This window comes from Pectobacterium sp. IFB5596, assembly GCF_021432585.1.
GTDB classification, from domain to species: Bacteria; Pseudomonadota; Gammaproteobacteria; order Enterobacterales; family Enterobacteriaceae; genus Pectobacterium; species Pectobacterium punjabense.
On record NZ_LXFY01000004.1, the window covers coordinates 67,258 to 89,067 of the forward strand.

The window sequence follows — 21,810 nt, forward strand, 5'->3', positions numbered from 1 at the left end:
TTTGTCCTGTCAGGATGTCGTCAGAACCCGGCATAACACCCTGTGCCGGGAACACAAAAGGCACGGATGAACAGGTCGTGAATATTCTTAGTGAAGCCTGCTGATGACATGTCTGGCGACAAAAAAATGCCGCCCTTAAGGGGCGGCTTATGCCAGCGTCACGGGGTTATCGTCTGACCGCCATGATGCCCGCATCGACATCCCAGATAGCGCCCGTCACCCATGAGGTTTTGTCAGACAACAGGAAGAGAATAGTGTTTGCCACATCTTCGGCAGTTCCGACGCGTCCCAGCGGGTGGAAATCGTTCAGCGACTTCATAGCATCTGCGATATCCGCTTTGTCCATGAAGCCTTCGTATATCGGCGTATGAACAATCCCGGGAGACACCGCGTTGACACGAATACCCGCGCTGGCCAGCTCAATCGCCAGATTACGCGTCAGGGCATGCAGACCCGCTTTTGCCATTGAATAGGCCGAGGCCGGCGAGTCACCCAGTGCAGCCTGAGCACCAATCGAACCGACGTTGACGATAGACCCTTCGAGCTTCGCGGCGAGCATGTTTTTCACGACATCCTGTGTAATAAAGAACGTGGCTCGGTTCAGCGAAAGATACATGTCATAATCGGCAAAGCTGTGCTCGGTAAATCCTTTGGGCATGAAGATACCGGCGGCATTCACCATCAGGCTGATATCGCGATGGTGAGCATTAATTTCCTGACGGATAGTTTCCATACCTTCTTCGGTCATCAGGTTCGCCGCGATGACCGCAACCGGTCCCAGAGGGCTCAGTTCTTTTTGCACCGCTTCGGCTTTGTCTTTTTTATTCCCGGTCAGCACGACACTGCCGCCCGCTTCCAGTACCATGCGTGCCACGGCCAGGCCCATGCCGCTGGTACCGCCGACGACGAGCAGTTTTTTACCTTTGAAAAAAGTGTTCATTTTCTGACTCCATTACTGGTGGGTAAGACGTTGCCGGCAGCGTGAAACTGCCGGCGGTTGACGGATTAAATACTGCAGCCATCCGTTCCGCAGGTCTGACCCGCAGTGGCTGAAAATTCGGTTTGCTGTTCATCCCAGACCTGACGCAGGGCATTCAAAAAGTTATCTGCTGCCTGAGCCCCGCTGATGGCATATTTTTCGTTCATCACAAAAACCGGAACGCCGCTGAGGCCAATAGACTGTGCGTGGGCTTCATTGTCGGAAACGGTGGCGCGAAAATCGTCATTTTCCAGGGCGGCTTCAGCGTCAGCTTTCGGCATACCGGCTTCTACGGCCATGGCAACGAGCTGCTGACGGTCAAAGAGAGAGCGACCTTCGGTGATACTGCCATGATAAAAACGTTCTTCCACCGCGTCCGCAATTCCGGCCTTACGCGCGGCAACCAGCAGGGTGTGTGCATCTTCTGTATCACCAAACATCATGCCGTCGAAGTTGTAGATCAGACCTTCAGATTTACCGGCGGTGCCCACCTGATTCATCATCAGCTCCGCTGAATGCTGACTGCCCAGCTTTTTAACGATGGCATCCTTAAAAGGCATCGCGGGAGTACCACCGGCCAGACGGTAGCTGTGATGGCGGATCACCACCTGGTCGCGAAATTCAAAGCGATTCAGACCCTGTTCAAATCTTTTTTTAGCAATCCAGCACCACGGGCAGACCAAATCTGACCAGATATCGATGGTAAGGGTGGGTTTCAGCGTTTGCATAATGATTCCTCAAAGACGTTGGGCGGTCGGATCTCACTTATCAGAGAACCGCGACCGTATGGGATTTATTGCGCCTGCCAGACCGGGTAATCGGTATAGCCTTTTTCCGGGGAACCACTGACGCCGTAGTAGGTGGCGCGGTCACTTTCTGCCAGTGGCCAGCCGTTTTGCATTCTTTCAACCAGATCCGGGTTAGCGATGTAGGGCACACCAAATGCCACCAGATCCAGCTCATCATCTTCCAGAGCCTGCTCTGCGATATCACGGGTAAAACCGCCGGCAGCGATGATGGTGCCTTTAAACGTGTTGCGAAAACGGCGGCGGAAGCCTTCCGGAAGTGGCGCTTTGGTGTACACCGGCTGATAGTAAAGGTGTACGTAGGCCAGTTCCCGCTGACCGAGCGCGTCGGTGATGGCTGACCAGGTTTGCTCTTCACCTTCATACGGCGCGAGGTCATAAATGCGGCCGAACGGTGACAGGCGCACGGCAACGTGGCTGTTACCCACGGCTTCCGCCACGGCGTCAATGGTCTCCAGCAGGAAACGCTGACGATTTTCCACCGAGCCGCCGTATTCGTCGGTGCGGGTGTTCAGTTCGCTACTGAGGAACTGGTCAAAGATGAATCCGTTTGCCGCCATGATTTCCACGCCGTCAAAGCCGGCTTCCATCGCCAGGCGTGCGGAGTGCACGAAGTCTGCAGTGATGCGTTTAACTTCATGCGTTTCCAGCGCGCGTGGCTGGCTTGGTACAACCGGGCCCGGTTCTCCGGATTCGGTCAGCGCAAAAACGGTGGTATTGACCGCCTGAACGGTGCCCGCTGAAACCGGCGCTATGTGGCCTGGCTGAAGAGAGACGTGAGACATACGGCCGACGTGCCAGAGCTGCGCGAAAATACGGCCACCTTTGGCGTGAACCGCTTGTGTCACCTTACGCCAGCCCTGGACGTGTTCGTCGTTGTAGATACCAGGGGTATAAAGGTAACCCCGGCCTTCTTCTGAAACCGGCATCCCTTCGGTGATGAGCAGGCCAGCAGAAGCACGCTGTGCATAGTACAAAGCCACGACCTCATCCGGCACGTCATTCATGGTGCGGGTGCGGGTCATCGGTGCCATGACTACACGGTTTTTTAACGCCAGGCCAGACAGATTGTAGGGGGTGAAAAGCTTACTCATCGTATACCTCACAAAAAACAAAAAGGAGTATCCCGGCAGGGATTTGCACAGCCCGGCAGTATCATCGACTGGACGTCGCGCACTGGAGTTGCATAAACATCTGATGGGTGGCAATATACCAACCATCTAGTAGGTAGGTCAATGGCTGTGTCGTATTTTTTTGTCATAACGCAGCCATTTCTGAATTGTCACTCATTTTGCGAGGTCATCACCATGCGTACATTAACAGCTTATAACGAAGATAATTTCCGCCAGATAGAGCAGTACAAAGGAATATCGGTGGTACGTTTCTCTGCACCCTGGTGTCCGCCCTGTCAGGCCAGCGAAGAAATGTTCAGTCAGTTTGCAGACCGGCTCGATAGAGATATTCAGGTGGGGAAAGTCAATGTAGATCAGGCGCCGGTGCTGACAACCAAATACGAGATCTGGGGGCTGCCGTCTGTGCTGATATTTCATGAAGGGCAATTAGTTAAACGCATACCGGGTGTGAAACCTGCATCGGTATATGCTCAGGCTATTGCGGACATAAAAAAAGGGCAGTAATGCCCTTTTAACGTGGAATTTATTAATGCTTAACCGCGTGCCTGACCGACGGCATCCAGAGTGCGGGCTGAATAAATGACCGCCGCGCCAGCGTTGAGGTTAATCGCCACGCCCAGCGCTTCAGCAATTTCAGCGTCGGTTGCACCGGCTTTCACAGCGGCGTCGGCGTGAAAAGCAATACAGCCGTCGCAGCGGGTTGTGACTGCGCACGCCAGGGCAATGAGTTCACGCACTTTTGCGCCCAAAAGGTCAGTTTTGTTACCTGCGTTGCCCAGGGCAACCACGCCTTTCATGGTCTCGGGGGTCAGTTTGCCCAACTCGCCTAAACGTTGCATTAACTCTGAGCGATAGTTGTTCCAGTCCAGCATAGTGTCATTCTCCTGAATGAGGGGTATTAAGAAGCAGTTTTATATACTTAAGGCTGTTGGCGAAGACTTCGGGTCTGGCCGTTGCATGCGCCACTACGCTTGAGCCTTCACAGACATTAATGATCATCAAAGCAATATCTGATGGTTCGGCATGGGATGAAAACTCACCTGACTCCATGCCCGCCCTGACGACTTTTGTGAGCCACTCGATTTGCATATCGAAATAAAGTGATGTCTGTACAGTAATTGCCTGAGGCAGATTGGCGGTCTCTGCTGACAACGCACAACACAGTGGCAGTAGCGAAGCTTTATGGCTTTGCGCGAAGATATCGATGTAAGCCGCAATTCTTCTCTCCGCGCTTTTCTCAGTCGCCTCTATCTGCTCAAATACGCGTTGTGTATCAGAGAACGCCTGTATTACCACCTGCTCACCCAGAATATCTTTGGTCGGGAAATGGTGATGAATACTGGCCTTGGTGATACCCACTATTTTTGATAAATCAGCATAGCTGAATGCTGAATACCCTTTTTCGCGCATCAGGTGTTCTGCTTCGCTGAGCAGCCGTTCCCGTGTCATGGTTGTCATAATTACTCCATATAATCTACTAGTTGATAGATTATATTGTTGCTATTTTTCCGTAGCAAGTTGTATCACTGACTCAGTATCGTGCAGAGCTGAACGTCACTGCCATCCTGCATTCTGAATGGCAGCATTACATCTCTGACATCACGCCAGGCGTGTAATCATTTCAACCGGATTAGCCAGAGTATCGTGGATTGGCGAATTCTTTTGCATTTCGCTGACCAGCGCTTCTAACTCCTCGCGACTGGCGGTCTTGCTCGTAAGGTGAACATCGACGCGAATAGATTTCGCACCTTTACGCACGTTGCTGTCCAGCCCAAGGAAGCCGTTGAGGTTGATATCGAAATTAAGATCCAGCTCGATACCGTCCAGGTCGATCCCTTTTTCAGCAGCCATCATGGTAAGGGTGGCGGTATAACAGCCAGCCAGCGCCTGCATGATGTATTCAGTCGGGCTCATGCCGGTATCGGTGCCGAGTAAACCTGCGGGTTCATCACCGATATTAGAAAATTTCCCCACACGGCTGGTATCGATAACGCCGTTCTGGATTGTGGCGCCGGTCTCTGTGCGAACGGTTAATCCGCCGCTGGAACGGGCTTTCATCTGGAAAGTCAGGTTACCCAGGCCAGGCTGGCTGCGAACTGCTTCACGGGTATTGTGGATCGCAGCTGCGTCTGCAGAAGGTTTAACGGTAGTAGACATAATGGCTCCTGTAATTTCTTGATAAAAGGTATAGCTGGTGTAATCAGTACCAACCATCTAGTTGGTAGATTAATATCGCGAACCTCTTTTGTCTACTCTTTTATAAAAAATAGGGGGAAAAGAACCCAGCAGGCTGTTTTATTTCATAATAACCATTTGATTTTTTTTTATAATCTTCCCAGCCGCTCACTCTTGCAGCAATCCAGCCTTTACCCGAAGGATAGTCTGGCGGGTGGTATTAAATTCCCGGGCAATAGCACTGATACTGATGCCAGCATTTAGGCGCTCTGTCACTGTTTGCTTTTGTTCCTCGCTCAGGATGGGGGGGCGACCGAAGCGTTTTCCAGCCGCTTTTGCCCTCGCAATACCTGAATACGTTCGCTCAAGCAGCAAATCCCGCTCAAACTCCGCTACAGCAGAAATTACCTGCATAGTCATTTTTCCGGCCGGACTGGTCAAGTCAACGCCTCCGAGTGCGAGACAATGAACGCGAATATCTAAAGCCGCCAGTTGCTCTACTGTTTTTCGGATATCCATCGCATTACGACCCAGACGGTCAAGTTTGGTGACAATCAGTACATCCCCATTTTCCATGCGATCTAGCAACCGGATAAATCCGGGGCGTTCGCTGGCAGCAACCGAGCCACTGATATGCTCCTCAATAAGTCGTTGGGATCTGATGGCAAAACCCGCCGCTTCAATTTCACGACGCTGGTTTTCTGTGGTCTGTTCCAGAGTTGAGACCCTGCAGTAGGCAAAAACACGTGACATGGGAAACTTTCCGTACGAAATGGATGTCCGAATTATAACGTGTGTCCGAAATTAATTTCACTAAGTTTCGGACATGTGCTGTAAGTGGTGTACGAAACCGACCGGTTTCGGTCACAGCGAACAAATAACAGATGAAAACTATACGCGAGGGAGGCATTTATGCCACGGCGACAGATACTGAGCAGCGAAGAGCAGGAACGCTTACTGGTTATACCAGATGATGAAATTATTCTGACCCGAATGTGTTTTCTGAACGAACCGGATATTGCGCTCATTAATAAGCACCGAAGGCCAGCGAATCGCCTGGGCTTTGCTGTATTACTCTGTTATCTGCGTGGACCTGGATTTATTCCGGACAAAAGCAGTGCTCCTCACAATGGCGTTGTATCCAGGGTTGCTTCCCGACTGAAACTTCAGCCTGATTTATGGCCGGAATATGCATCCAGAGAGCAAACCCGCTGGGAACATCTGACCGAACTTTATCGCTACCTGGAACTATCCCCGTTCAGCCGGTCAATGCAAAAAGACTGTATCCATCATCTGCACCCCTATGCCATGCGAACTGACAAAGGATTTATGCTGGCGGAAGAAATGCTCAGCTGGCTACATAACAATAATGTTATTTTCCCTTCTGTTGAAGTGATCGAACGGACGCTTGCCGAAGTCGTCACGCTCGCTAACAGATCGGTATTTTCGACACTTACCGCGCAACTGGAAAAGCAGCATAAATCAGCACTCGACAGCCTGCTCATATCAGAGGGTGAACAACCTTCCCGTCTGGCATGGCTGCTACAGCCTCCGGGTAAAATAAACGGTAAAAATGTGCTGCAACATATCGACCGGCTTAATTCCATCGCTGCGCTGGGGTTGCCTGATGGTATTGCACTTTCCGTTCACCAGAACAGGTTGCTTAAACTGGCGCGTGAGGGCCGGAAAATGAGCAGCAGGGACCTAGCAAAATTCACCGATGTCAGACGTTACGCTACGCTGGTTTGTATAATAACAGAGGCCAGGGCCACCCTGACTGACGAAGTGATTGATCTGCACGAGCGTATCCTGGGTAGTCTGTTCAGCAGGGCAAAACGCACGCAGGCCGAACGGCTCCAGCAAACGGGAAAGCTTATTCAGAGCAAGCTGAAGCAGTACGTTACCGTCGGGCAGGCGTTACTTAACGCCAGAGAATCCGGGGAAGATCCCTGGACTGCAATAGAAGATGTCCTTCCCTGGCAGGAATTCATCAACAGTGTGGAAGAAACGCGGTTTCTTTCCCGTAAGGGCAATTTCGACGCGCTTCATCTGATCACCGAAAAATACAGTACGTTGCGTAAATATGCCCCGCGTATGCTGTCAGCATTGCAGTTCATGGCGACACCTGCGGCGCAGGCGCTCAGCGATGCGCTGGACACCATAACGGAAATGTACCGTAAACAACTTCGTAAAGTGCCGCCATCAGCGCCAACAGGGTTTATCCCTGAAAGCTGGCGAAAACTGGTGCTCACGCCTTCAGGCATCGACCGCAAGTACTACGAGTTTTGCGTACTGAATGAACTCAAGGGTGCATTACGTTCCGGTGATATCTGGGTAAAAGGATCGCGCCGCTACAAAAATTTTGATGATTATCTCATCCCGACTGCTGAGTTTGAGAAATCCCGACATAATGACCAGTTACAGTTGGCCGTTCAGACCGATAGCCAGGCATACCTTCAGGCCCGTATGACTCTTCTTGCATCTCGGCTGGAAGAAGTTAACGCGATGGCGCTTGCCGGTGATTTGCCCGATGTAGATATCTCAGATAAAGGCGTAAAAATCACTCCACTGGAGAACAGCGTTCCTTCAGGTGTTTCGCCCTTTGCAGATTTGGTTTATGGCATGCTTCCCCATCCGAAAATTACGGAGATACTGGAAGAAGTTGATAGCTGGACGGGATTTACGCGTCACTTCGCGCACCTCAAAAATAATAACGTCAGACCAAAAGACGGAAGACTGTTGCTGACCACCATTCTGGCTGACGGCATCAACCTTGGGCTGACAAAAATGGCGGAATCCTGCCCTGGGGCCACAAGATCGTCACTCGAAGGTATTCAGGCATGGTACATCAGGGATGAAACTTATTCAGCGGCACTGGCCGAGCTGGTCAACGCACAGAAAGAGCGGCCTCTGGCCGCATTCTGGGGCGACGGGACAACATCGTCGTCAGACGGGCAGAACTTTCGGGTAGGCAGTCACGGACGTTATGCCGGTCAGGTCAATCTTAAATATGGTCAGGAGCCGGGCGTGCAGATTTATACGCATATCTCAGACCAATACAGCCCGTTCTACGCCAAAGTGATCAGCCGGGTGCGCGACTCAACCCACGTGCTTGATGGCCTGCTGTACCATGAAAGCGATCTGGAAATTACCGAGCATTACACCGATACCGCAGGCTTCACTGAACATGTTTTCGCCCTGATGCACCTGCTGGGATTCGCTTTTGCGCCAAGGATCCGTGATCTTCATGACAAGCGGCTGTTTATTCATGGAAAGGCCGAGCGCTATCCGGGGCTTCAGTCTGTCATATCAACAACCTGCCTGAATATCAAAGACATTGAGTCGCACTGGGATGAGGTATTGCGCCTGGCAACCTCGATTAAGCAGGGGACAGTCACCGCATCACTGATGATGAAAAAGTTAGCCAGTTACCCAAAACAGAATGGACTTGCCAAAGCGCTGAGAGAGATTGGCCGCATCGAACGGACACTATTTATGCTGGACTGGTTCCGTGATCCCGGTCTGCGCCGACGCGTGCAGGCGGGGCTGAATAAGGGTGAGGCCCGTAATGCCCTTGCGCGAGCGGTCTTTTTGCACCGTCTGGGTGAAATAAGGGATCGTGGGCTGGAGAATCAGAGTTATCGCGCCAGCGGGCTGACATTACTGACAGCAGCGATCACGTTGTGGAACACGGTATATATAGAAAGAGCTATTGAGTCACTAAAACGAAAGGGTATCCCGATAAATGAGCAACTGGTCTCTCATCTTTCTCCCCTGGGCTGGGAACATATCAATCTGAGTGGAGATTACGTCTGGCGTAATAATCTTAAGCTGGGATCCGGAAAATACCGCTCATTACGTACAGTCGATACCGCTTTGTACAAAAAACAGTCTTAGCGTGGGATAATTTCCGTTTTCCAAGCGGACCCCTACGTGTACGCCATAGCGACTACGTTGAAGCCGCCTATGGCAGCGGCGGCAGCTTTTTCAGCGTGCTGTGGCGACACATCCTGCCAAATTCACTCACCACCGTTTTTGCTTTCGCCGCCCTACAATTCGGCAGCGCGATTCTGGCGATTTCCACGCTGAGTTTTCTCGGCTACGGCGCACCACCGCCCACGCCAGAATGGGGGCTACTCATCGCCGAAGGCCGCAATTACATCGCAACCGCCTGGTGGCTGACCACCTTCCCCGGCCTGATTGTCGTACTTGTTGTGCTGTCCGCTAACCGCATCAGCCAGTCGATCAGGAGGACGGAACGATGAGTCTGCCAGCCAGCTTACAAACCAGCGCAGCAGTCCCCGTATTGGCTCTGGAAAATGTCACTATCGCCTACCGCAGTGACGACCGCGAGCAAACCGTCGTGGAAGGCGTCTCTTTCCATATTCAGCCCGGTGAAGTCGTCGCGCTGGTAGGAGAATCCGGTTCAGGCAAGACCACCACCGCACAAGCTGTCATCGGCTTGCTCGCCGAGAACGGCAGGCTCACGCGCGGCGCTATTCGGCTAAACGGCGTAGATATCAGCGGCTGGTCACAGAAGCGGTTGGACAGCGTGCGCGGCGCGCAGATCAGCCTGATCCCCCAAGATCCCACCAGTTCCCTTAATCCAGTACAAACCATCGGCGAGCAGGTGGATGAGATTCTGCGTATTCATCAACGGGAAGATCGCCAGACTATCCGCCAGAAAACGCTGGCGCTGCTGGAACGTGTTGGCCTGAATCAGCCGGAACTACGAGCGAAGCAGTATCCACACGAGCTATCTGGCGGTATGAAACAGCGCGTGTTGATAGCCATTGCGATTGCACTGAAACCCGCGCTGATTATTGCCGATGAACCCACCAGCGCGCTGGATGTCACGGTGCAGAAGCGTATTCTCGATCTGCTCGATGAGTTACGGCGCGAGAATGGCACGTCGGTGCTGTTCGTCACTCACGATCTGGGCGTAGCGGCCGAACGTGCCGATCGTCTGCTGGTTTTCCAGAACGGCTACATTCAGGAACAGGGGCCAACGCTTGACGTACTCAGCGCGCCATCAAGCCACTATGCCCGCACGCTGCTGGCGAATGTCCCGTCACTCAACCCCATACCACGTCCACCGCGCAACCATGCCTCCGAGATTATTGTCTCGGTCGAAAATCTGGTGCAAACCTTTCCTCTGTCAGGTCGCAAAGGCGAGCATTTTCGCGCTGTAGATGACGTCTCTTTCAGCGTAGTGCGCGGCACAACGCATGCCATTGTTGGCGAATCCGGCTCGGGTAAAACCACCACGGCACGCAGCTTGCTCGGGTTCCATCATCCCAGCGCCGGACGTATTCTGATCGACGGCACGGATATCTCTCATCTGAAAGGTGAAGCGCTGCGCCAGTTCCGGCAGAAAATTCAGCTGGTGTATCAAAACCCCTTTGGCTCGCTCGATCCGTCACAGCGGTTGTACGACATCGTCGAGGAGCCGCTACGCAATTTTAATCGCCATACTGCCGCACAGCGGGAGCGAAAAATTCATGAGATGTTCGAACGCGTCTCCTTACCGGTAGCGCTATTGTCGCGTAAACCGCGTGAACTGTCCGGCGGCCAGCGTCAACGCGTCGCCATCGCCCGAGCACTGGTGCTGGAACCGCAGGTATTGGTATTGGACGAAGCCGTTTCCGCACTGGATGTCACCGTGCAGGCGCAGATTCTACGTTTGTTGGCTGAATTACAGGAATCACTGGGGTTGACGTACGTGTTCATCTCGCACGATTTGGCAGTAGTACGCCAGATCGCCGATACCGTTTCCGTGCTGTACCACGGCAAGCAGCTTGAATCCGGCCCTGTGGAGCGCATCTTCGCTCAGCCTGAGCATCGCTATACCCGTGAACTTATCGAAGCTATCCCCGGGCAGCATCACCCGGCGTTTGCCCGTTCACACCAATCCCCAATTCATACTGAAACCACATTCGCACTAAACCAAGGACTGTAAAATGGCAACGAAACGTCTGGGATTTTTCACACGGTTGCTGGATGACGTTTCCGCCCAGCAGCGCTACCGACTGGCAACGGAACAGATCGTCAAAGCAGAACAGCTAGGATTCGACAGCGCGTGGGTCGCACAGCACCACTTCCACGCAGATGAAGGCGGGTTACCATCACCGCTGGTGTTTCTGGCGCTGGTCGCCGCACGGACTCAGCGCATCCAGCTCGGTACTGGCGTGATTACCCTGCCAATGGAAGAACCGCTGCGTGTGGCGGAAGACACCGCCGTGCTCGATTTACTCAGCAATGGTCGGCTGGAAGTCGGCGTGGGTTCCGGCGGCACGCCGTCCTCATTTGCCGCATTCGGTCACGACAGTGCACAGCGCGGGCAGATTCTTGGACGCTATCTGGAGAAACTGCGCGCCGCCTGGCGGGGCGAGGCACTGAGCGAAGACGGTAATCAACTTTATCCTGCCGCCCCACATTTAGATAAGCGCGTCTGGCAGGCCACATTTTCCATCGAGGGTGCAGAACGGGCGGGCAAAGCGGGCGATGGCCTGATGCTCTCTCGTACCCAGCCACGCCCGGAGCATTTCCCAGACGCCACGCTCGCTGACTTGCAAAACCCGATGATCGACGCCTATCTGGCTGCGCTGCCCGCTGGCGTCACTCCGCGTATCCTCAGCTCACGCAGCGTTTTCGTCGCTGACGATCGCCAATTGGCGCTGAGTCTGGCCGAGAAAGGGCTTAATCGTTCTGCCGCCCGTTCAGGAACGTTCCGCGCAATTCCTCACGACTCGGTCGAGGCACTTATCGCCTCCTTCGATAGCCATGTCGGCACGGCACAGGATGTGATTGCATCGCTTCGGGCGGACAGTTCGCTGGAGCGGGCGACAGATGTAACCTTCCAGGTACATTCTATCGATCCGCCACATGCGCTGATCCTGCGCTCGCTTGAATTAATTGCCACTCAGGTGGCACCCGCTTTGGGCTGGAAGCCCGCCGTCAAACAGAAAAGCCCACTCGGGCAGGAGATTGCATGACGCACGCTAACACCTTACACACGCCTGACGTATTGGATACGCTGGCCGACATCAGCCCGAACTCCGCCCTTGCAGAAGCGAGAAAAATCCGTGAAGCGGCAACCCGCCATACCCAAGGCAGTTACGACGCGCTGTTTAGCGCCGCTGCACATGATGACGTGACATTACCGTTATCGCTGCGCTTCTGGTTTGCAACAAAGATCAGCGGCTGGCAGCAGGATGAGCAGCTACAACGTTTTTATGCCGAGCGACTGGCGGACTTCCCAGAACCTACCCTGACACCCGCGCTACAGCTGGCGTTGGATCACGCTGAGCGCCTGACGAAGACCCCCGTGCAGGCCGCCCCATCCCATGTCAACGCGCTGGAGCGAGCGGGCTGGTCAGTAGACGACATCGTAACGCTGTCGCAGCTCATCGCGTTTGTGAATTTTCAAAGTCGCTTGCTGCGCGGCTATCGCCTGATTGCGGGTCACCGCGTCGGCCAGCCGCATTCGCAGGCCGCCGTTGCAGGCCAGTGGCATACCCAGCCGCAGGCGCACAGCGGCAAGTCCGCACCACAGGCGTTCACTCAGGCGGAACTGGATTGGGAACCGTGGATTGCCCCCAAACCGCTGGCAGCATTCAATGCCGACGAGCAGGCGATTCTGGCGCGCTTCGGCCACACCAATTCCGACTATTTCCGCCTGCTAGGCCGCAACCTTCCGGTGCTGGAACAGCGCACGCTAACAGATAAAGGGATTTTCTATACCTCTGGCGGCCTGCCGCGCAAAGAACGTGAACTGATCGCCGCTGTTACCAGTAAGGTTAACGGCTGCATCTATTGCGCTTCGGTGCACGCCCGTAAAGCCAGTCAGCTATCCAAGCAGGACAGCGATGTGCAGCGGTTACTGGATGTCGTCCCCGGTGGCGATTTGAGTATCGGCCAAAGCCCGCGCTGGCAGGCGATTATCGATTTTTCGGCACGCCTTTCTGCCACGCCCGCACAGGTCAACGCAAACGACGTGAAACAGCTGCAAGAACAGGGATTAGATACGCTGGAGATTGTCGATGTGGTGCAGTCGGCCGCCTTCTTCTCGTGGGCCAACCGACTGATGCTCACGCTAGGCGAGCCTTTCTGGCCAGAGAGTTAATCGGCCTTATGGGATAGCGAATCAGGCGGCACAACCTTTGTGACGCCTATTGCTGCTTATTTTTTCAGGTAAGCAGGAAAACCCGCAGGCAATTCGCTGGCAGGGCAGTTGATGACCTCGTTGTTGTTTTCCCCACAGTCGCGTATGAACGTGATGGTGGCGAATTCATCAATGACTTCGGTGGGGTACGCGGGGCCCGCTTCACGATACGCTTCCATTTCAGCAATATGTTCGTTCTGGAAACATACCGTTTTTTCTGGATTATTAATGATCCAACGTGGGAAGAAGATGGTGCCGTGGAAAATCTTATCGGCTATGTTAACAATCAGACTGACATCCGTTCCCGTTGGTTCTGTCCATGAAATTTTATACACATCGCGAGCGACCTGCACGATATACACCTGCTGATCTTTGACCCAACGGTTACCCACAATGCCACTGTGAATACGATAGTCTATTGTATTGGCGTTTTTGACATACAGCTCGTAATTCCAGCCATTATCGTAGGTATATACCAGATGTTTCCCTACAAAATGGCTCAGGTCGTGTTGATTGAATGAAAGCATGATCGTTCTCCTGAAATGTGTAAATTCACTCTAGAGCTTTATTAATTCGATGAATAACGCTATTTTTCAGGTAAAACCATTCAATATTTAGATATATTAAAGATGCTAGCAAAGACGACGCTGGAACAGTGGGAAATTCTTCAAGCGGTTATTGATTTGGGCGGCTATACGCAGGCGGCGAATGCGCTTCACCGCAGCCAATCTTCCGTCAGCTACCAACTTTCGCTGTTGCAAGAGCGGCTGGGTGTCGAACTACTCACAATACACGGGCGTAAAGCCGAACTAACACCAGAGGGGGAATGCTTACTCGCACAGGTGCGACCCGTAATACGTTCGTTTCATGCGCTGGAAGCTCGTGCCCACTCGCTGAAAATGGGCGAGCAAACCAGCATCAACCTGGTGGTTGACAGCACATTCCCCAAAGATCGCCTATTCCACTTGCTCAGCACCTTTCAGAAACGGCATCCGGCTACGCGTATCCACCTGACCGAGGTGCTGCGTAATGAAACGTCTGCGCAGTTGAAAGCGCGCGATGCGGATATTTATGTCATCACGCCGCGTGAACTCGACGGCGTCGCAGGGCAATGGCTAATGAACGTTGATTTCGTCGCTGTCGCACACTGCCACCATCCGCTTTTCACACTCCCCACACCGTTAAGCCATGAGGCTCTGTCTCGCTATCCTTGCGTAGAGATTGTGACGCGCACGACGCCACATTCGCAGCTGGCATCCGCCGAGAGCTGGACATTCACAACGTTTGAAGCGGCAACGCAGGCCGTTTTGCATCAGGTCGGTTACGGCTGGCTACCGGAAGCGCGGATTTCAGAGCACATCACACAAGGTGAATTGCAAATATTGCCATTACAGCAAGGGGAACGGCGCACCACCCCACTCTATCTGCTAGCCGAAGAGAAAGGGCAACCGCTCAGCAAAGAGATCCTCACGCTCATCGCGCTATTGTTCGGCAGACTCTGATGTGTGAGAGGCATTTATCGATAATTTCGATGCTAATGCCACCTTACCGCCGGGAAAATGCCAGACGTGCAGCAAACGCTAAAAAAACAACGCCCGTTGTTCGATCCATCCATTTAACCACCGAGCCACGACGTAGAAAGCGCGCCAGCGGGCGTGTCGCAGCGATCAGCGTAGACGACCACAGCGTGCCAATAAAGACATGAATCAGTACGAGCAGATAAGTCCACAGCACCACCGAATGGCCGGCAGGGATAAACTGCGGCAGGAATGAAACGTAGAACACACCGATTTTCGGATTGAGTATGTTGCCCAGCATACCACGGAGAAACCAGTTTTGATTCTTCGGTACGTCTTGTGACGCCGTCATCACCAGCTCGGTTCTGGGCTTCAGGAGCATTTGCAGACCCAGCCAGCAGAGATACGCCGCACCGCACCACTTCAAGATGTTATAGGCCAGCTCCGACGCAGCAATCAGCGTTCCCAGACCAAACGCCACCATCGCGCCCCAAATCAGGCAGCCGACTTGAATACCAAACGCGGCATGGAAGGCTTTCTTACTGCCTTCAACAGTAGCGGTACGTAAAATCAACGCCGTATCCAAACCCGGCGTCAGAGTCAGAAGCGTCGCGGCAAACGTAAAAGCAATCAGCGATTCGGTCAGGTTCACGGTAATTCATCACTCCAGCAGGGAAAACCACAAAAGGCCATAGTCAGGCGAAATCAATGCCGTAATGCACCTTCTGACAGTGCAGACACTCAAAACGGTAAAGCGCGGTTTCGCCGCCGGGCTGATAGAACTCAACGAGATTCTCCCAGGCTTCCAACGGCCATGAGAAATCCGTAAATTGCGCCGATAATGCCCCTGCCCCCAATGCAATGAGCTCTTCGTGACTGGCATCCCCCGCAAATGCACAGGCATCGTCGCAGCATGAAAGCCAATGCTCCTGCTGCCAGGAAACATAACCCGGCGTCCGCTCGCACACTTCATCAACGATCTCCCTCGCCACACCTGCGCAAAGCAGAGGGTGGCTGTCCGCAAAATGCATGTCGTAGCGTACCGCCGCGCTGCCATCTGCAATACACCAGGGGCAAAATGTCTCTTCGGGCAAATCATGTGCGGTATAGCATGAAGCGGTATAAACATAGCCACGCGCCTGATTGCAGCATGGGCAGACATCATCAGCCACTTTGATGCTCCCCGTCGATAACGGATTAGGGTGATAACGGAAATGGGGGAAAGGTGTATTCATGAAAGAAGCGCTCCACGCAGCAAGTAAGCCATCCTAATTAAGCCCTGCGTAATATACGCCAGAGAATGATCCTACCCAACCCATCTCTTCAACCAGACAAAATCTGTCTCTGATTCAGAAAGTGTAAATACACTCTCCCGATAGATGGCCTTACGCTACGCTATCCAGCAGACCATGATTTACGATACAGGTGCAACACCATGATAAAACGCGTCTTCCTCACGCTCTCCTTATTGATGTTTTCCGCGTCTTCATTGGCGCAAGATGCCCTGCCGGACGCGGTGAAGAGCATCCAAAAACAGGGAATTACGATCATTAAGCCGTTCACTGCACCCGGCGGCATACAAGGCTGGCTGGGCAGCTATCAGGGAGTGGGAGTGACCATCTACTTAACTCCTGACGGTAAACATGCCATTTCGGGCTATATGTATGATGAACACGGCAACAACCTCAGCGAAGCGCTGATTCAGCAGGAAGTGTATGCTCCTGCCGGTCGAGAGATGTGGCAGAAATTGCAGCAAGCATCATTTATCACTGAGGGTTCGCAGGATGCGCCACGTAAAATTATCGTCTTCGCCGACCCGTTCTGTCCGTACTGCAAACAGTTCTGGCAGCAGGCACAGCCGTGGGTAAAAGCAGGAAAAGTGCAACTGCAAACGCTGTTGGTCGGTGTGATAAAACCGGAGAGTGGACGTTATGCCGCGGCGATTCTTGCCGCCAGCGATCCGGCCAAAGCCTGGCATGAATATGAGCTATCGAATGGCAAAACGGTGCCCCCGTTCCCCGAAAGCTCTTCACGCGACATCTGGAATAACATTCAGCATAATCAGCGGTTAATGGATGAATTAGGCGCAAACGTCACACCGGCCATCTATTACCTGAATGATAAGAATGAACTACAGCAGGTGGTTGGGCTGCCAAATGAACAGCAGATGGCGGAGATGATGGGGAAATAACCTCAGGAGAGAATATCCCTCCTGAGGTTTTCTCTTAGCGATGCGACCAGTAAGCCATAAAGTTGATCGTTTCTTTATCGAGGTGGCGCTCGTCGAGCAGATAGCGGCGCAGCCGTTTGATGGCAGAAGACTCTCCCGCAGCCCATGCGTAAAAGGGACGGTGCGCCGTTGCCCGCTCCCACAGTAGCTCGTCTTCCGGCGTCTCTTGTGCGATTTCATCGCGGTTGGTACAGGCGCTGGCGGGAATTTTCACGTCCTGTTGCACCGCAGCCAGTAGGCGTTCACCCCATACTGTGCTATCGGTTTCCTCACGCGGTAACCAGTGAATCTGTGCAAACGGGAAATTGCCCGACGTCACGCAGTCGGCCGCTTTCGGCACTTCAAAAAAAGCCTGCACCAACGGCGGAGAAGGCTGAGTAGCCAATTGCTCAAGAATTCCCATTGCCGCTGGCAGCGCCGTTTCATCTGCAATCAGCAGCACCTGCTCAACGCCATCGTGCGGTGCCCATTCATAACCGCCGCTGTCGCCATCGGCCTCCGCGTTGGGCGCGACGATCTGTAGCGCATCGCCCGGCTTAGCGTGATTCGCCCAGCTTGAAGCTGGCCCGGTATCGCCGTGCAGCACAAAATCGATCGCCGCTTGCTGTGATTCATGGGAGACAGACCGCAGCGTATAGGTGCGTAAAATAGGGCGACGCTCACGCGGCAGTGCCAGATAATCCTGATACCACGTGTCGCTCACGGCCATCGGCGTCAGTTCCCCGCTTTCACTAGCGAGCAGCAGTTTGATGCGCTGATCCGGCGCGTCCAGTTTCATCTGGCGCACTTCAGGGCCGGTAAACACACAGCGAACAAGCGAGGGCGAGAGCAGCGTCTTGCTCTCTAAGCGTAAGTTGAACAGCCGATAGGCGGAAGACGTTGTACGGGTAGCTAAAGACATAGTGAGGAAGCCGGTATGTTTTGTAAGGGAAAAGTCAGCAGCAGGATAAAACCCACTCGTCGCAACTTATCACAAACAAAACACTAACGATAATCATTATCACTCTGCCATCCCAAAATACTGCAACACATACACATTATAGAAAAATAGGAAACCCAAGACAGGCAAAGTGTTGCTCCCTGTCGTGCCAATCTGACATCACCCTATAAATTCTTTTTTTGACTCTACGATGCACTGTGCCCAAGAAGGCGAAAGAATTAACATTAGGCTAAATTATTCACAATAAATATCTGTGCTATAAAATTGTTAATTTTCTCCCACTGGAATTACTGAGCCATCTAACTATATCAATAAATAATTACTTACAGACTCTAAAAACCATAATAATAATTAACAGGACTTACTTCCCTATTATTTTTAATATAGGCCTATGGATAATAGTGCTTGAACCTAATATTGGGTTCCTAATAAAGAGGAATACACTATGTCTAATCAATACAGCGTTGAGTTTATCAACAAATCAAGTAATTCAGGCAATGTAGCAATCTTTCAAAAAGCACCGGACCAGAAGGCACGGAATATTTTCTCACTGGCATGGTTTAGCAAGTTCGTGAATCCGAACGTGCATGAAACCTTCCGCTGGAACATTGATTACTCTTTCGTCTGGTCAGATACCGGGGAAGTTAAACCTGGTGTCATTTTTGAAGGGGGGGAAGAAATTCCTGCCGACCTTCAGTCAGCAAATACCATCACATTGGACTACAATGGAGGGTATCTCTTTGGCCCGACATCATTCACTGGCCAAGCGGGTTCACTCTATATTGATGAAAGCGGCAACGTTCCACTTAAGCAGGCTGCTGTCGGCATCGGAATGAGCAATGCAGGAACTTTCGTACAGGCGGCACAGCCAAATTTACATATTGAGTTTATCCCACACCCTTCTTACTGGATTGTATTCGGTAACTATGAAGAAGGTGAAATTCTGGATATTGAGCAAATCAGCGATGCCGTTGAATTAGTGTTCGAACCAAACATTTACAGCGTTGTCGCTACACTGCAACAAAACAATACCTGGACGGTTTCCTGATCCAGCAATCGGAAGGCAGGAGGGTTCCTGCCTTCCTCATCCCCTGTATTTTCTTTTGGAGAAATAATATGTCTGATATTTATATCATTGATCAAGGTGTACAAAGCGGTCCTTTCAACCAAATGCAGGCAGAAAATGAATTAGCAGGCTACCTTGAGAAAAATCGCCATGCCAACATGAAACAAGCAATGAATGATGTTACATCTGGAAGAGGAAAAGCGACAGGCAGCTACACCTATGATGGCCACACCGTGCTACATGCTTCTTCTGGTAATAGTCAAAAAAGCGTGAGTATCTTTTTCTACCATACCGAAACACATGATTACCTGATCGCAATGGGAGAACATATAACGCCAACAACCTACCGATTAACCGACTTTGGACAAAAATCTGGAGATTTCAAACTCGGTAAAACCATTTCACTTTAAAAAACAAACAAATAAAAAGCATCCACGTTATCTTGGATGCTTTTTATTTATCAATGCTATTCATAATCTTTATTTATACACAGTCTTCTTAATATTAGCCACTTGCCTTACTCCGAGGTTATATATTTTAGCAACTTCCGTACGCGACTTCCCCCTATCTAATAAATTGATTATTTCACGATTACGTAACTGCCTGTCAATATTTTTAGCGTGGGGAACATCGATACTTAAACCACCAAATTCCTGGCATAATCGTGCTACAGAATCCCCATTGATATCTGAGCAAAAACACTTCGGTGATTTAGGAATATATTTACATTGCCCACCAAATAATTTTGAAAAAATATAGGCATCCTCCAACCCCATGATATTAATTAACTCCTGAAATTGATCAGGTAATTTATTTATATCAAGCCCATAGAAAAAATCATTATGTGCCGCACTTTCTTTATAGCTCATAGAACCATTCCTTGTGTTGTTCCTGTAATTTCGATGACATCACATTTACAACGCTCAAACGATAGGGAAACAATTCATGCTATAGATTATTTTCAGATTTAAGACAAGCAACCTATCCATAGACTCCATTAGTAGGGGAAAGGATAAGGCATCATATTTTCGTAGAGGAAAAAGAATACAATAGGCATTGTAAGATAGACACTTTAATTAGCACTGAATTAAATTATTCAATAAATGATTATTTATACATTTATTTGTCATCTATCCAACTACTTTCAAAACGATTCACTCTCTATTTATTGGCGAAAAATCGAGGATTGGATCGGCTCACTACGCCAACGGAGCACGACCATTTGAAAAAATCAGTTAGGCCAGGTCATTACCCTCATAAAAAATGCCGGCCAAATAGTTCACTATTCAGCCAGCATGTTTTCGTCTTCCCGAAAAGCAGTTAAGCCCGCTTCCCTACACCATTACCGCATCGTCACAAACTCTTCCGATGCCGTTGGGTGGATGGCAACGGTGTTGTCAAAATCTTTCTTGGTTGCACCCATTTTGACGGCAACCGCGAAGCCTTGCAGCATTTCATCCATACCAAAGCCGATACCGTGGATACCGACGATTTTTTCTTCTTTGCCCACGCAAACCAGCTTCATGCGGCACGGCTGGCGGTGCTGCGTAACGGCAGTGTACATTGCGGTGAAGGCGGACTTATACACTTTCACCTGCTCGTCGCCGTATTGCTCGCGCGCCTGCGGTTCGGTCAGCCCGACGGTACCAATCGGTGGGTGACTGAAGACGACGGTCGGGATATTGCTGTAATCCAGATGCTCGTCCGGTTTATTGTTAAACAGACGCTCGGACAAACGACGCCCCGCCGCAACAGCAACCGGCGTTAGCTCGACGGCACCGGTATTATCGCCAACAGCGTAAATGCCAGAAACGTTAGTGTTCTGGAATTTATCGACATTGATGTAGCCTTTGTCGTTCAGCGCCACACCGGTGACGCTCAGGTTCAGGTTATCCGTCGCCGGTTCACGACCAATCGCCCAAATCAGGCAATCGACGGTTTGTGACTGACCATTTTCCAGCTCCAGCGTCAGGCTGCCATCAGCATTTTTCACAATCGCTTTCGGGATCGACTCGGTATGCAGCGTCGGTCCTTCGGTGTTCATCACTTCCACCAGCGTATCGACAATCAGCGGATCAAAACTGCGCAGTGGTGCATGTTTACGCACAAACAGATGGGTTTCAGAACCCAATCCATTCAGCACGCCAGCAATCTCCACGGCGATATAGCCTGCACCGACAATAGCGGTGCGCTTCGGCAGTGCATTCAGTTCAAAGAAGCCATCAGAATCGATACCGTACTCCGCACCGGGAATATCAGGGTGAACCGGGCGACCGCCCGTCGCAATCAGGATATGGTCAGCCGTGATTTTCTCGCCGTTCACCTCCACCGTGTGCGCATCGACAAAACGAGCGAAACCGTGGATGACATCGACCTTATTCTTACCCAACACGTTATCGTACGACTGGTGGATACGATCGATGTAGGCACTACGATTCTTGACCAACGTACCCCAGTTAAACTGGTTCACCGTGGTATCGAATCCGTAATCTGGGCCGTACTGATGGATCGCTTCGGCAATCTGCGCCGCATGCCACATCACTTTCTTCGGCACACAGCCGACGTTGACGCAGGTGCCGCCCAGGTATTTTGCTTCGATCAACGCACATTTTTGTCCATACATCGCCGCACGGTTGATAGACGCGATACCGCCGCTGCCGCCGCCAATAGCAAGATAGTCATAGTGTTTGGTCATCAGTGTATCCATGCTTAAGTGAATAAAATTTGCCTAGAGTGTAACGCCAGAGCCACATGTCCAATAAAGGTTATGCCTATGGTTGCAATAGGAAAAACCGACCGC

22 protein-coding genes and 1 pseudogene are annotated in these 21,810 nt (G+C 51.7%); 10 read left to right on the forward strand and 13 right to left on the reverse strand.

Going from position 1 to position 21,810, the window contains the following annotated elements:
- Positions 1 to 166: 166 nt before the first annotated feature.
- The 3 genes from A6301_RS06095 to A6301_RS06105 all read right to left on the reverse strand — a co-directional run bounded on the left by A6301_RS06095 (position 167) and on the right by A6301_RS06105 (position 2,879).
- Positions 167 to 940: an SDR family NAD(P)-dependent oxidoreductase gene (locus tag A6301_RS06095; RefSeq protein ID WP_004729618.1), complete on the reverse strand. Its 774-nt coding sequence runs from the start codon at positions 938 to 940 to the stop codon at positions 167 to 169.
- Between the two features lie 65 nt (positions 941 to 1,005).
- Positions 1,006 to 1,707, reverse strand: coding sequence for a DsbA family oxidoreductase (locus tag A6301_RS06100; protein ID WP_103825219.1), 702 nt, complete (start codon positions 1,705 to 1,707; stop codon positions 1,006 to 1,008).
- Between the two features lie 65 nt (positions 1,708 to 1,772).
- Positions 1,773 to 2,879: an alkene reductase gene (locus tag A6301_RS06105; RefSeq protein WP_006687059.1), complete on the reverse strand. Its 1,107-nt coding sequence runs from the start codon at positions 2,877 to 2,879 to the stop codon at positions 1,773 to 1,775.
- A 213-nt stretch (positions 2,880 to 3,092) separates the two neighbouring features.
- Between A6301_RS06105 and A6301_RS06110 the strand changes: the two genes are divergently transcribed.
- Positions 3,093 to 3,422 (forward strand): co-chaperone YbbN, encoded by a 330-nt coding sequence (locus A6301_RS06110; protein WP_002431133.1) that lies wholly within the window; start codon positions 3,093 to 3,095, stop codon positions 3,420 to 3,422.
- Positions 3,423 to 3,451: 29 nt separating this feature from the next.
- Here the strand turns inward: A6301_RS06110 and A6301_RS06115 are convergent, their stop codons facing one another.
- The 4 genes from A6301_RS06115 to A6301_RS06130 all read right to left on the reverse strand — a co-directional run bounded on the left by A6301_RS06115 (position 3,452) and on the right by A6301_RS06130 (position 5,846).
- Entirely contained in the window at positions 3,452 to 3,790 is a 339-nt protein-coding gene (locus tag A6301_RS06115) for a carboxymuconolactone decarboxylase family protein (RefSeq protein ID WP_000888080.1), read from the reverse strand.
- Positions 3,791 to 3,794: 4 nt separating this feature from the next.
- Entirely contained in the window at positions 3,795 to 4,376 is a 582-nt protein-coding gene (locus tag A6301_RS06120; protein WP_000210409.1) for a TetR/AcrR family transcriptional regulator, read from the reverse strand.
- A gap of 141 nt (positions 4,377 to 4,517) precedes the next feature.
- A complete protein-coding gene (locus A6301_RS06125) occupies positions 4,518 to 5,075 on the reverse strand; it encodes an OsmC family protein (protein WP_000108589.1) in 558 nt (185 codons plus the stop codon).
- Between the two features lie 186 nt (positions 5,076 to 5,261).
- Positions 5,262 to 5,846: a recombinase family protein gene (locus A6301_RS06130; RefSeq protein WP_012695450.1), complete on the reverse strand. Its 585-nt coding sequence runs from the start codon at positions 5,844 to 5,846 to the stop codon at positions 5,262 to 5,264.
- Positions 5,847 to 6,005: 159 nt separating this feature from the next.
- Here A6301_RS06130 and A6301_RS06135 point away from each other — a divergent pair, with 159 nt between their 5' ends.
- The 5 genes and pseudogenes from A6301_RS06135 to A6301_RS06155 all read left to right on the forward strand — a co-directional run bounded on the left by A6301_RS06135 (position 6,006) and on the right by A6301_RS06155 (position 13,218).
- Positions 6,006 to 8,990 carry a Tn3 family transposase gene (locus A6301_RS06135; protein ID WP_234257350.1) on the forward strand — a complete coding sequence of 995 codons (2,985 nt, stop codon included), beginning with the start codon at positions 6,006 to 6,008 and terminating at the stop codon, positions 8,988 to 8,990.
- A 32-nt stretch (positions 8,991 to 9,022) separates the two neighbouring features.
- Positions 9,023 to 9,358: pseudogene (locus tag A6301_RS06140) on the forward strand (ABC transporter permease); the annotation flags it as partial.
- Positions 9,355 to 11,052 (forward strand): ABC transporter ATP-binding protein, encoded by a 1,698-nt coding sequence (locus A6301_RS06145; protein WP_234257351.1) that lies wholly within the window; start codon positions 9,355 to 9,357, stop codon positions 11,050 to 11,052. The pseudogene A6301_RS06140 and the gene A6301_RS06145, both read left to right, overlap by 4 nt.
- Position 11,053: 1 nt before the next feature.
- Positions 11,054 to 12,088 (forward strand): putative FMN-dependent luciferase-like monooxygenase, encoded by a 1,035-nt coding sequence (locus tag A6301_RS06150; protein ID WP_107169315.1) that lies wholly within the window; start codon positions 11,054 to 11,056, stop codon positions 12,086 to 12,088.
- Positions 12,085 to 13,218, forward strand: coding sequence for an alkylhydroperoxidase domain protein (locus A6301_RS06155; protein WP_205540558.1), 1,134 nt, complete (start codon positions 12,085 to 12,087; stop codon positions 13,216 to 13,218). Before A6301_RS06150 ends, A6301_RS06155 begins: the two co-directional genes overlap by 4 nt.
- A 56-nt stretch (positions 13,219 to 13,274) precedes the next feature.
- On the opposite strand, the gene A6301_RS06160 is transcribed toward A6301_RS06155, so the two are convergent.
- A complete protein-coding gene (locus tag A6301_RS06160) occupies positions 13,275 to 13,784 on the reverse strand; it encodes a phenolic acid decarboxylase (RefSeq protein ID WP_240352863.1) in 510 nt (169 codons plus the stop codon).
- A gap of 102 nt (positions 13,785 to 13,886) precedes the next feature.
- On the opposite strand from A6301_RS06160, the gene A6301_RS06165 reads away from it, so the two are divergent.
- Positions 13,887 to 14,759 carry a LysR family transcriptional regulator gene (locus tag A6301_RS06165; RefSeq protein WP_205540559.1) on the forward strand — a complete coding sequence of 291 codons (873 nt, stop codon included), beginning with the start codon at positions 13,887 to 13,889 and terminating at the stop codon, positions 14,757 to 14,759.
- A 43-nt stretch (positions 14,760 to 14,802) separates the two neighbouring features.
- Here the strand turns inward: A6301_RS06165 and A6301_RS06170 are convergent, their stop codons facing one another.
- A complete protein-coding gene (locus A6301_RS06170; RefSeq protein WP_215482560.1) occupies positions 14,803 to 15,426 on the reverse strand; it encodes a LysE family translocator in 624 nt (207 codons plus the stop codon).
- 43 nt (positions 15,427 to 15,469) lie between these two features.
- Positions 15,470 to 16,009, reverse strand: a complete 540-nt coding sequence (locus A6301_RS06175) for a CbrC family protein (protein WP_205540560.1) — start codon at positions 16,007 to 16,009, stop codon at positions 15,470 to 15,472.
- Positions 16,010 to 16,209: 200 nt separating this feature from the next.
- Here A6301_RS06175 and dsbG point away from each other — a divergent pair, with 200 nt between their 5' ends.
- On the forward strand, positions 16,210 to 16,965 hold the full coding sequence (gene dsbG / locus A6301_RS06180) for a thiol:disulfide interchange protein DsbG (RefSeq protein WP_234257352.1): 756 nt from the start codon (positions 16,210 to 16,212) through the stop codon (positions 16,963 to 16,965).
- Positions 16,966 to 16,999: 34 nt separating this feature from the next.
- Here dsbG and A6301_RS06185 read toward each other — a convergent pair whose 3' ends face one another.
- Entirely contained in the window at positions 17,000 to 17,905 is a 906-nt protein-coding gene (locus tag A6301_RS06185) for a siderophore-interacting protein (protein WP_234257353.1), read from the reverse strand.
- Between the two features lie 484 nt (positions 17,906 to 18,389).
- On the opposite strand from A6301_RS06185, the gene A6301_RS06190 reads away from it, so the two are divergent.
- Entirely contained in the window at positions 18,390 to 18,992 is a 603-nt protein-coding gene (locus A6301_RS06190) for a RhiA (RefSeq protein WP_107169326.1), read from the forward strand.
- A gap of 68 nt (positions 18,993 to 19,060) precedes the next feature.
- Positions 19,061 to 19,420 carry a hypothetical protein gene (locus tag A6301_RS06195; RefSeq protein ID WP_107169327.1) on the forward strand — a complete coding sequence of 120 codons (360 nt, stop codon included), beginning with the start codon at positions 19,061 to 19,063 and terminating at the stop codon, positions 19,418 to 19,420.
- Between the two features lie 69 nt (positions 19,421 to 19,489).
- Here A6301_RS06195 and A6301_RS06200 read toward each other — a convergent pair whose 3' ends face one another.
- Positions 19,490 to 19,879, reverse strand: a complete 390-nt coding sequence (locus A6301_RS06200; protein WP_107169328.1) for a Mor transcription activator family protein — start codon at positions 19,877 to 19,879, stop codon at positions 19,490 to 19,492.
- A 473-nt stretch (positions 19,880 to 20,352) separates the two neighbouring features.
- Positions 20,353 to 21,705, reverse strand: coding sequence for a glutathione-disulfide reductase (gene gorA / locus A6301_RS06205; RefSeq protein WP_234257354.1), 1,353 nt, complete (start codon positions 21,703 to 21,705; stop codon positions 20,353 to 20,355).
- Positions 21,706 to 21,810: the final 105 nt, after the last annotated feature.

Bases quoted from the DNA above. Each gene is read 5' to 3' on its own strand.
- A6301_RS06095 (WP_004729618.1), bottom strand. From the start codon at position 940: ATGAACACTTTTTTCAAAGGTAAAAAACTGCTCGTCGTCGGCGGTACC.
- A6301_RS06100 (WP_103825219.1), bottom strand. From the start codon at position 1,707: ATGCAAACGCTGAAACCCACCCTTACCATCGATATCTGGTCAGATTTG.
- A6301_RS06105 (WP_006687059.1), bottom strand. From the start codon at position 2,879: ATGAGTAAGCTTTTCACCCCCTACAATCTGTCTGGCCTGGCGTTAAAA.
- A6301_RS06110 (WP_002431133.1), top strand. From the start codon at position 3,093: ATGCGTACATTAACAGCTTATAACGAAGATAATTTCCGCCAGATAGAG.
- A6301_RS06115 (WP_000888080.1), bottom strand. From the start codon at position 3,790: ATGCTGGACTGGAACAACTATCGCTCAGAGTTAATGCAACGTTTAGGC.
- A6301_RS06120 (WP_000210409.1), bottom strand. From the start codon at position 4,376: ATGACAACCATGACACGGGAACGGCTGCTCAGCGAAGCAGAACACCTG.
- A6301_RS06125 (WP_000108589.1), bottom strand. From the start codon at position 5,075: ATGTCTACTACCGTTAAACCTTCTGCAGACGCAGCTGCGATCCACAAT.
- A6301_RS06130 (WP_012695450.1), bottom strand. From the start codon at position 5,846: ATGTCACGTGTTTTTGCCTACTGCAGGGTCTCAACTCTGGAACAGACC.
- A6301_RS06135 (WP_234257350.1), top strand. From the start codon at position 6,006: ATGCCACGGCGACAGATACTGAGCAGCGAAGAGCAGGAACGCTTACTG.
- A6301_RS06145 (WP_234257351.1), top strand. From the start codon at position 9,355: ATGAGTCTGCCAGCCAGCTTACAAACCAGCGCAGCAGTCCCCGTATTG.
- A6301_RS06150 (WP_107169315.1), top strand. From the start codon at position 11,054: ATGGCAACGAAACGTCTGGGATTTTTCACACGGTTGCTGGATGACGTT.
- A6301_RS06155 (WP_205540558.1), top strand. From the start codon at position 12,085: ATGACGCACGCTAACACCTTACACACGCCTGACGTATTGGATACGCTG.
- A6301_RS06160 (WP_240352863.1), bottom strand. From the start codon at position 13,784: ATGCTTTCATTCAATCAACACGACCTGAGCCATTTTGTAGGGAAACAT.
- A6301_RS06165 (WP_205540559.1), top strand. From the start codon at position 13,887: ATGCTAGCAAAGACGACGCTGGAACAGTGGGAAATTCTTCAAGCGGTT.
- A6301_RS06175 (WP_205540560.1), bottom strand. From the start codon at position 16,009: ATGAATACACCTTTCCCCCATTTCCGTTATCACCCTAATCCGTTATCG.
- dsbG (WP_234257352.1), top strand. From the start codon at position 16,210: ATGATAAAACGCGTCTTCCTCACGCTCTCCTTATTGATGTTTTCCGCG.
- A6301_RS06185 (WP_234257353.1), bottom strand. From the start codon at position 17,905: ATGTCTTTAGCTACCCGTACAACGTCTTCCGCCTATCGGCTGTTCAAC.
- A6301_RS06190 (WP_107169326.1), top strand. From the start codon at position 18,390: ATGTCTAATCAATACAGCGTTGAGTTTATCAACAAATCAAGTAATTCA.
- A6301_RS06195 (WP_107169327.1), top strand. From the start codon at position 19,061: ATGTCTGATATTTATATCATTGATCAAGGTGTACAAAGCGGTCCTTTC.
- A6301_RS06200 (WP_107169328.1), bottom strand. From the start codon at position 19,879: ATGAGCTATAAAGAAAGTGCGGCACATAATGATTTTTTCTATGGGCTT.
- gorA (WP_234257354.1), bottom strand. From the start codon at position 21,705: ATGACCAAACACTATGACTATCTTGCTATTGGCGGCGGCAGCGGCGGT.